Genomic DNA, 8,695 nt, shown 5'->3' on the forward strand with positions numbered 1-8,695 from the left:
CGGCCTGTCGTGCAAGCCGAGCACCATTCTTTGCGTGCTTGGTGCAAAATATCTTGCATTTTCGCATGCATGTCAATACAAATTCCGTATTGATTTCTTCTGCAAATTTCATTGCAGGCTGAGGAGGCGTTGAAAAATGAACAGAGTCGATGGGAAATTCGCGGTGGTCACCGGCGGCACGCAAGGATTGGGTGCTGCGATCGCCATGGATTTCGCAAATGCGGGCGCCGCCGGTATTGTCACTTGTGGGCGCAACGCCGACAAGGGTGGCGCCGTCGCGGCAGCGATTGAGGCTAAAACAGGCTGCGTCGTTCGCTTCGTCCAGGCCGATCTGGCGAACGTGGCCGATTGCAGGACGGTGATTGAGGCCGCCGATAAGACCTTTGGGCGCGTCGACGTCCTGGTGAATGCCGCCGGCCTTACGGATCGGGGCGACATCCTCGACACGAGCGAGGAGCTTTTCGACCGGATATTCGCGATCAATACGCGCGCTCCCTTCTTCTTGATGCAGGAAGCAATTCGGCGGATGGTCCGAGACGATATCCAGGGTGCGATCGTGAACATTGGCTCGACCTCGGCGCTGGCCGGGCAGCCGTTCATCGCGTCCTACTGCGCCTCCAAGGGTGCTCTTGCCACGCTTACCCGCAACACGGCGTTTGCAACGATGCGGAACAAGATCCGTGTCAATCAGCTGAATATCGGCTGGATGGCTTCCGACGGGGAGGACCGCATCCAGCGCGAGTATCATGGCGCGGACGCAAATTGGCTCGAAAAGGCTGCGGCCGAACAACCTTTTGAGCGCCTTCTGGCTCCTGCGGAAGTGGCCAAGGCGGTCACATTCTTGGCTTCGGAAGATGCCGGGATGATGACTGGCTCTGTAATCAATTTCGACCAGTCAGTTTGGGGCGCCTACCCCTTCGCACCTCCGACCCCGGTCTCGAAGCTGACGATCTAGGGGGGCGCCGGGCACTGAAGCGCGGAACCGGTCCAGCCGCCTATCATCCTCCCTCCCCGCAGAATGGTTCAGTCAATCAAAAGATAGCGCAATTGAAGCGAGTGAAGACCTGACTTTGCGTTATGCGATTGACAGGCTGAACCCCCTGGCGCGCCATCCTTATGCACTCGACGGACAGCGCGACTTCACGATCGAAATCATGACCGATCGTCACATCCATGATGCCTCGCTCGAGCAAGGACCGCGAGTTCGTGTTCAACTCATGGCCGATAAACACGATCGAATGACTAAGACCTTCAGCTTCAAGCGCCCGCCCAACGCCCAGGTTGGCGCCTGAAACATTGTAGATAGCCGCCGGCGGGCCATTCTTTGCTATATATCGCCGGACAGCCTCATAGATGACCTCAATGCTCTCGTTGGAACTTACCCTCTCATCGATGGCCAAGGATGAGAATTCTGTTCGCAGGACATGTCTGAACCCCTGCTCGCGGTCTTGCTGGCAGCGAAACGGCACGCTGCAAACAAATAGGACTTTCCCGGTTGTCCCGCGCGGAAGCATCCGCCCACAAAGCCAGGCTGCCGTAGCCCCCGAGACATATTGGTCCGAACCGACGTAAGCTGCTCTTCCCGACAAGGGAAGATCGGTGGTCAAGCACATCACCGGCAGGCCATGACCCGTTGCCGCCCTTACCGCATCGTTGATCGCGGGATGCTCTCTGGCGACCAGGATAATGCCATCGGACTTTTCGGCCGCGCTCTTAATCCGGCGCGCGAAGTCCTCAGGTTCGACAGCGTGTGAGACATGGGACTCTGTTTCAATTTCGATCGACGGGTTTTGCGCGCTGAAGTTTTTCGCGGCGGCTTCCGCGGCTTCGTTGAACGATCGTCCGGAATCGGCGAGAAGATAAAGACGCAGCGGCTTTGAAATTTCGGGCAACGAAATCCCGCCGGCGCCTGAGTGCCTGGCGTCCACCATCGACTTGGACAAATGTTGTTGCAGAATCGATTGAAATTCGCGGTAGCCGGAAAATCCCAAAGTCTGGACGAAGCGCACCACGCTGGATGCGTTCACGCCGCAGCGGCTGGCGACCTCGGAACTTGACAGAAGGGCGGTCTCTCCAAGGTTCGCGATGAAAAAATTTGCAACGCGCCGGCCGCCCTTTCCCATATTGTCCTGAGCCGAACTCAAAGTAGTCATCAGCTCGCTGGCAGATTGGGGCTTCGATCGCAAAACCTGCATGGTCGATCCTTTTCGATGAGGAACATACTGGAACTTTGCGATTACGCAATATTCCTTGCGCAATCGCACGGGATCATCGATTATAGGCCATTGCTCGATGAGGTACCGGCAGGTCAAGCGGCCATCTCGCACGCCCCTGCCGCCATGCCGGCCTGCCAGTAGCCTCGGAAAAGAACGCGGCAAGCGCGCGGCCACCAACACGGTCGATAAAAATTCGAAAGGACAGACCATGCCCTTACTCAATGTTCATGTCGTCAAGGGCAGGAGCGAGGATCAAACAGCCACGCTGTTGCAGGCGATACATGACTCCATGGTCGAAGCTTTTGAGGTGCCTGTGCGGGACCGTTATCAGATTCTGCACGAGCACCAGCCATCGCATTTGCTCATGGAGGACACCGACCTTGGCTTTGAGCGAACAGATAGCCGGGTCCTGATCCATGTGACGACGCGGCCAAGAAGCCAGCAGATGAAGGAGCGGTTCTACGCGTCGCTCCTTGAAAATCTCGGACAACGCTGCGGCGTTGCACCTGCGGACCTCATGGTCTCCTGCGTTGAGAATCGCGATGATGATTGGAGTTTCGGATTCGGGCGTGCCCAATTCTTAACCGGGGACTTATAGGGCGCGCCGAAGGTCACCGCCCGACGGATCCCTGGCTACTCATTGCCTACCAAACGCGGCAAGCCCGGCCGTGCGAAGGTAGTTCAGCCGCACCCGCGGGGTGCCGCATCGAGGCCACCATCAAGCTGCGCTGACCCAGCGGCCTCCAGCTGCCGAGGTATGGATCGCTTCGACCAGTTGCTGGATGCGCTGTCCCGAGCGGAAGCTGAATGGCTCGGGACGAATCCCTGCGATGGCTTCGACAAACAGCGCGACCTCGATGGCCTTGAGATCGTTGAAACCAAGCTGATGACCGGGCGCCACGCAAAACAGCCCATAGGGCGGATGATCAGGCCCGGCCTCAATGCGACGGAAGCCGCGAACGCGACCGGCCTCCGCAGTAGTGTAGAATTGCAATTCGTTGAAGCGCTCTTGGCTGAACGTCAACGCGCCCTTGGAACCGTAGATTTCGAAGTCGTGCTGCATCTTGCGTCCTGTCGCTACCCAGCTTGCCTCGATGCTGCCCGTGGCGCCGTTGGCGAAGCGCAAGAAAGCCCGGCCGATGTCGTCGACCTCGACGGCTGTACGGCCGCCCTTGCCGTCCGGACGACTATTGATGACGGTGACCTCGTCGCCAAGAACGCGCTCGATCGGGCCAACCAGGAACTCGGCGGTCGCCAAGGCATGACTGCCGAGATCGGCCAGCGCACCGCCACCTACCGGGTCGAGGCGGAAGGTGAAGGGACCTTGCGCATCGCCCATGTAGTCTTCGGCGTGAATCCCGCGATAGCTGCGGATTTCGCCAAGCTCGCCGGACGCGATAAGCTCACGGGCCAGCGCCATCATCGGATTGCATAGATAGTTGAACCCGACCTGCGTGCGTACGCCGGCAGACGCGGCGGCGTTTGCCATCTCGGCGGCCTCTACTGCGCGCGGTGCAAGCGGCTTCTCGCAATAGACGTGCTTGCCGGCGGCGATCGCGGCCAGCGCCATCTCGTGGTGGAACGCGTTTGGCGCGGTGATGTCGACAAGATCGATATCCGGATCGCCGACAAGCCGGCGCCAATCGCCGGTAGCGTTCTTGAAGCCGAGCGTACGCGCGGCTGCGCCGGCAAGTTCTTCGGTGCGGTCCGCGACGGTATGAAGCTCGAGCTCGAATGGCAGATCGAAAACACGTTCCGCCGCGGCGAACCCAAACGAATGGGTCTTGCCCATGAAGCCGGTCCCGATAAGCCCGACCCGCAGCTTCGGTTTCTTATCTCCCATTGATTTGGGCGCCATTGACGACGAGCGCAGGATCGATCTTGCCTTCGAAGAAATCGAGGACGTTCCTGACCGAGGACACTGCCATGCGTTGCGCGCATTCGGCGGTAAGACCGGCGATGTGCGGCGTCAGGATCACCTGATCCATGGCCAGCAGCGGATTATCCGGGTCGGGGGGCTCATGGTCAAAAACATCTAGTCCCGCGGCCGCTACCACGCCAACGTGGAGCGCCTCGATAAGTGCGGATTCGTCGACCACGCCGCCGCGCGCGGTGTTGATCAGTATGACGCCGCGTTTCATGAGCGCGAATTCACGAGCGCCGATCAATGGTCTCTCGCCCTTCGGCGCGTGCACGGAAATCGCGTCGGCACGGCCGACCGCCGCGTCGAGGTCGCCGGCCGATCTTACCTGCCCATCAGGCCAGCCAACCTTCTCAAGGAACGGATCGTAGGCTTCAACCTGCATGGAAAAGCCGGCGGCCATGCGGGCAAGATGCCGGCCGATCCGGCCGTAGCCCAGGATGAGCAGCCGCTTGCCCGCGAGTTCCGAGGCTTCGAGCCTGTTGCGCCAGTTCCAGCCTTTTTCGCGAACGGCACGATCGGCGCGCAGCGTGCGTTTCGCTGTCGCCAGCAGCAGCATCATGGCGTGCTCGGCCACGGAGACTGAATTGACATCACCAACGACCGCCAGCGCGATTCCGCGCTTGTTGAGCGCCGGCAGGTCGACAGAGTCGTAGCCGACCCCATGCCGCGAGACGATGCGGAGGTTGCGTGCATTGTCGATAGTCCTAGCCGACAGCGGCTGAGTGCGAATGACCAGCCCATCGGCCTTGCCGATCAGCGAGGCATAGCTTGGCTCGGAAACCTCCTCGACATAGTCATAAGTTACATCCGGCGCCCGATCGAGCAGGGCTATACCGCTTGGATGCAGTTTGCCGGCAACAAGCACGTGAGGCATCAGTAGCCTCCCTTGGCGTTGTTGATACCCTCGGCTGAGGCTCCAGCCATCAGCGCCCTGAACCGCTTCACGGCGGCGTCAGCCGCGCCGGCGAGCAGGCGCACATCGTTGGAGACGGTGGTCATGTCGAACCCCCACCCCACGGCGCGGCGGGCATATTCGGGAGTGCCGCAATGCAGCGCGGCGCGAATGCCGTGGCTGCGGCAGGCCCGCACAACCGCTTGCAGAGCCTCGATCATTTCCGGCTCTTCGCGATCGAAGGCCGGAGGCAGGCGACCGCCGTGCAGGCTGAAGGTCAGGTCGGCCGGCCCGACATAGATGCCGTCGAGCCCTGGCGTGGCTGCGATCGCATCGAGATTAGCCATCGCCTCCGCGGTCTCGACCATTGCAAACGCGAGGATTTCTCCATTGGCCTCGGCCGCATAGTTGGCGCCGACCGCGAAATTGGCACGCGTCGGACCGAATGACCGTTGTCCAAACGGCGGGTATCGCAGGTAGGAGACGAACTTCGCGGCTTCCTCCGCGGTGTTGATCATCGGGCAGATGATCCCGTAGGCGCCGGCGTCCAGCGCCTTCATGATGATGCCCGGCTCAAGCCAGGGGACGCGCACCAGCGGGGTGACGCCCGAGGCGCGCATGGCCTGCAGCATGGGCAGCATGGCGTTGTAGTCGAGCGCACCGTGCTGCAGGTCGATGCCGATGCTGTCATAACCTTGCGCGGCCATGATCTCGGCGGTGAACGAGTTGCCTATCGAGAGCCAGCCATTAATGGTCGGACGCCCGTCGGCCCAGAGCTTCTTGAGGGTATTGGGGATCATGTCGGCAGTCCCTAGAGAACGACCTGGGCAAGCTTGGTATCGAGGTAGTCCTTGATCGACTCGATGCCCCCTTCCCTACCCATGCCCGAAAAATTGGTGCCACCGAAGGGCGCCTCCGAGGCCGCAAGGGCGAAGCTGTTGATGCCGACCATTCCAGCCTTCAGCTCGGCAACCGCCCGGCGTGCGCGCTTCGGGCTTTGCGTGAACGCGTAGGCCGAAAGCCCCATGTCGGAGGCATTCGCGCGTTGCAGCGCCTCGTCGTCGCTGGAGAACGAGGTGATCGCCGCCACCGGCCCGAAATTCTCCTCGGCAAAGACCGCCATGTCGTCGCTAACGTTGGTCAGCACCGTGGGCTCGAAGAAATGCCCGGCATTAAAGCTCGCCGCACGGCGGCCGCCGGCGGCGATCGTTGCCCCTTGCCGTTCGGCATCCGCGACCACGGCCTCGATGTCGGAGAGCCGTTTACCGTTGATCAGCGGTCCCATCTGCACCGAGGGATCGAGACCATCGCCAAGCTTTAGTGACTTGGCCCGGGAGACGAAGCCCTCGACGAAACTGTCATACAGACTTTCATGGATGAAGAAGCGGTCGGGCGTGACGCAGACCTGGCCGGCATTGGCATATTTGGTCGGCACCGCCGCACCGAGCGCGGTCTCCAGATCGGCATCGTCGAAGACGATCAGCGGCGCGTTGCCGCCGAGCTCCATTGAGACCTTTTTGACCGTATCGGCGGCATCGCGGATCATCTGCTGTCCGACTCGCGTTGAGCCGGTCAGGGACACTTTCCGGACTACTTTCGACGCCATGATCGGCGCATAGGTGGCTTCCGTCGGACCAACCAGCAGGCTGACCGCGCCCGCAGGCAACTGGCCCGCTCGCATGCAATCAACCATGACCATGGCCGTGCCCGGGGTTTGGCTCGAGGGACGCACCACGATGGAGCAGCCGGCGGCCAGCGCTGGCGCGACCTTGCGTGCCACCAGTGCTGCGGGGAAATTCCATGCCGTGAAGGCCGCGGAGACGCCGACAGGCTCATGCAGGACCTCGAAACGACCGCCCGGGACACGGCTCTCGATGACACGCCCGTAAATGCGACGCGCCTCCTCGGCATGCCAGCGGAATTGATCGACCGCGAGAGTCCATTCCCGCTCCGATTGCGCCAGCGGCTTGCCGGTCTCGCTGGAGATCATGCGCGCCCCTTCGTCTTTGCGGCGCAGCATTTCGTCGGCAATGCGATGCAGGGCATCAGCCCGCTCGAAGGCGGATTTTGCTTTCCATGAACGAAACCCCCGTTGGGCACTTTCGAGTGCGTCACGAGTGTCCTCCCCATTCGCGTAAGGTACCTCGCCGAGGGCCCTTTCGTTGACCGGACTAAATACCGGCGTTAGGCCTCCTCCGCCCGTTGAGTGCCAGGCTCCGTCGATGAAAAGTCCGTAGTCGCCATACATCTGAGTATCCTGAAAACAGCACGAGACACGCCACGCGGACAGCGCGGCGGTCACAAGATTCCGGCATTGCGGGATGAGTGTTTCACTCCGTTCGGAGCAGCCTGCGGCGGCGCTGATCCTCGGCATGTCCAATGGATCGCGTGCCCTGCGCGAGTTGGCGCAGTCCTCCCTAAAGCCGTATTGCAATAATCATTGCAGCATATATTGATTTGTCAATAGACATTTCATAATAGATCGCAACGCAGCCATTTTGGGTCCTCTATGGAAGGAGAAATCAGAGCATGAAAGCCAAGCTTGGCATCGCGCCGATCGCGTGGTGGAACGACGATCTTGCGGAACTGAGTGGCGACATTTCGCTTGAGGGCTGCCTCGCAGAGGCGCGGGAAGCCGGCTTTTCCGGCATGGAAACCGGACGCCGCTTCCCGATGGATGCCGGCGTTCTCGGACCGATCCTCGACACCTATGGCATGAAGGTCTGCGGCGGCTGGTTCTCGGGCCTGCTGCTCGATGGCGACATCGCCCGCGAGAAGGATCGCATTGCCGAACAGATGGCGCTGTTCAAGGCCGTGGGCGCACCCTGCATCGTCTATGGCGAAACCGCGGGCACGATCCAGGGCGACCGTTCGGCGCCGCTCACCACCCGTCGTCGCCTGAGCGAAGAGGAGATCAAGGCATATGGCCGGAAAATGACCACTTTCGCCGAATGGTGCGCCGACCAGGGCATGCCGATCGCTTACCATCATCATATGGCCGCACCGATCGAATCCGAGCAGGACGTGGACCTGTTGATGAAGCATTCCGGTGAGGCGCTACCCCTCCTCTACGATGCCGGCCACATGGCCTTTGCCGGCGGCGACGTGCTGCGCGTGATCGACAATCACCACCATCGCATCAGCCACGTTCACACCAAGGATGTGCGCCAGCCCGTCATCGACAAGTTGGATCGCTCCCGCGAAAGCTTCCTTGACGCGGTCGTCAAGGGCGCCTTCACCGTGCCGGGCGATGGTTCGCTTGACTTCGAGACCATCGTCAAACGGCTCGCCGGCCATGGCTATGAAGGCTGGTTCGTCGTCGAGGCCGAGCAGGACCCGATCAAGAACCCGCCGCTGGAAATGGCCAGGATCGGCCATCGCGAACTGCTGCGCGTCATGGCATCTGCGGGCTACACCGTCGAGGGCTGACCCATGGACAGGACGGGGCGAAAGGCTCGCGTCCTTACCAGTTCCACGCCAGGTCCGGGCGCCGCCATCCGGTCGATGCGGCGTCAGGGGGTCTGTGACGTGACCGGGAGAGGCATTACGGGGTTGTTGTGGTACACGTCTTATCCATCCTCAGGCAGCCGCGAGTTCGGCTTCCCCGGTCTTGGCGCCGGTGATGTAGGAGACGATGTCCTGGCCGTCTGTATTCTCCTTGCG

The 8,695-nt window shown here is 61.2% G+C and carries 8 protein-coding genes; 3 read left to right on the forward strand and 5 right to left on the reverse strand.

Annotation, left to right across the window (positions count from 1 at the left end; genetic code table 11):
* The first annotated feature begins 136 nt into the window (after positions 1-136).
* Positions 137-955: an SDR family oxidoreductase gene (locus tag FJ958_RS28785; protein ID WP_140748671.1), complete on the forward strand. Its 819-nt coding sequence runs from the start codon at positions 137-139 to the stop codon at positions 953-955.
* Positions 956-1,031: 76 nt separating this feature from the next.
* Here FJ958_RS28785 and FJ958_RS28790 read toward each other — a convergent pair whose 3' ends face one another.
* The gene (locus FJ958_RS28790) at positions 1,032-2,195 is read right to left on the reverse strand and encodes a substrate-binding domain-containing protein (RefSeq protein ID WP_181176556.1); all 1,164 of its coding nucleotides are present in this window, start codon (positions 2,193-2,195) and stop codon (positions 1,032-1,034) included.
* A gap of 229 nt (positions 2,196-2,424) precedes the next feature.
* Here FJ958_RS28790 and FJ958_RS28795 point away from each other — a divergent pair, with 229 nt between their 5' ends.
* Positions 2,425-2,814 carry a tautomerase family protein gene (locus FJ958_RS28795; protein ID WP_140748675.1) on the forward strand — a complete coding sequence of 130 codons (390 nt, stop codon included), beginning with the start codon at positions 2,425-2,427 and terminating at the stop codon, positions 2,812-2,814.
* Positions 2,815-2,934: 120 nt separating this feature from the next.
* Here the strand turns inward: FJ958_RS28795 and FJ958_RS28800 are convergent, their stop codons facing one another.
* The 4 genes from FJ958_RS28800 to FJ958_RS28815 are packed head-to-tail and all read right to left on the reverse strand — an operon-like array spanning position 2,935 to position 7,334.
* Entirely contained in the window at positions 2,935-4,059 is a 1,125-nt protein-coding gene (locus FJ958_RS28800) for a Gfo/Idh/MocA family oxidoreductase (RefSeq protein ID WP_140748677.1), read from the reverse strand.
* A complete protein-coding gene (locus tag FJ958_RS28805; protein ID WP_140748679.1) occupies positions 4,049-5,014 on the reverse strand; it encodes a hydroxyacid dehydrogenase in 966 nt (321 codons plus the stop codon). Before FJ958_RS28805 ends, FJ958_RS28800 begins: the two co-directional genes overlap by 11 nt.
* Positions 5,014-5,832 carry an aldolase/citrate lyase family protein gene (locus FJ958_RS28810; RefSeq protein WP_140748681.1) on the reverse strand — a complete coding sequence of 273 codons (819 nt, stop codon included), beginning with the start codon at positions 5,830-5,832 and terminating at the stop codon, positions 5,014-5,016. Before FJ958_RS28810 ends, FJ958_RS28805 begins: the two co-directional genes overlap by 1 nt.
* 11 nt (positions 5,833-5,843) lie before the next feature.
* Positions 5,844-7,334, reverse strand: a complete 1,491-nt coding sequence (locus FJ958_RS28815; RefSeq protein ID WP_246679813.1) for an NAD-dependent succinate-semialdehyde dehydrogenase — start codon at positions 7,332-7,334, stop codon at positions 5,844-5,846.
* A gap of 227 nt (positions 7,335-7,561) precedes the next feature.
* Between FJ958_RS28815 and iolE the strand changes: the two genes are divergently transcribed.
* Entirely contained in the window at positions 7,562-8,461 is a 900-nt protein-coding gene (gene iolE, locus FJ958_RS28820; RefSeq protein WP_140748683.1) for a myo-inosose-2 dehydratase, read from the forward strand.
* Positions 8,462-8,695 lie beyond the last annotated feature (234 nt).

The organism is Mesorhizobium sp. B2-3-5 (assembly GCF_006442395.1).
GTDB lineage: Bacteria > Pseudomonadota > Alphaproteobacteria > Rhizobiales > Rhizobiaceae > Mesorhizobium.

What these genes read in the sequence shown, in the direction of transcription:
- FJ958_RS28800 (WP_140748677.1), bottom strand. Translation starts at nt 4,059, where the DNA reads ATGGGAGATAAGAAACCGAAGCTGCGGGTCGGGCTTATCGGGACCGGC.
- FJ958_RS28795 (WP_140748675.1), top strand. Translation starts at nt 2,425, where the DNA reads ATGCCCTTACTCAATGTTCATGTCGTCAAGGGCAGGAGCGAGGATCAA.
- iolE (WP_140748683.1), top strand. Translation starts at nt 7,562, where the DNA reads ATGAAAGCCAAGCTTGGCATCGCGCCGATCGCGTGGTGGAACGACGAT.
- FJ958_RS28785 (WP_140748671.1), top strand. Translation starts at nt 137, where the DNA reads ATGAACAGAGTCGATGGGAAATTCGCGGTGGTCACCGGCGGCACGCAA.
- FJ958_RS28805 (WP_140748679.1), bottom strand. Translation starts at nt 5,014, where the DNA reads ATGCCTCACGTGCTTGTTGCCGGCAAACTGCATCCAAGCGGTATAGCC.
- FJ958_RS28790 (WP_181176556.1), bottom strand. Translation starts at nt 2,195, where the DNA reads ATGCAGGTTTTGCGATCGAAGCCCCAATCTGCCAGCGAGCTGATGACT.
- FJ958_RS28810 (WP_140748681.1), bottom strand. Translation starts at nt 5,832, where the DNA reads ATGATCCCCAATACCCTCAAGAAGCTCTGGGCCGACGGGCGTCCGACC.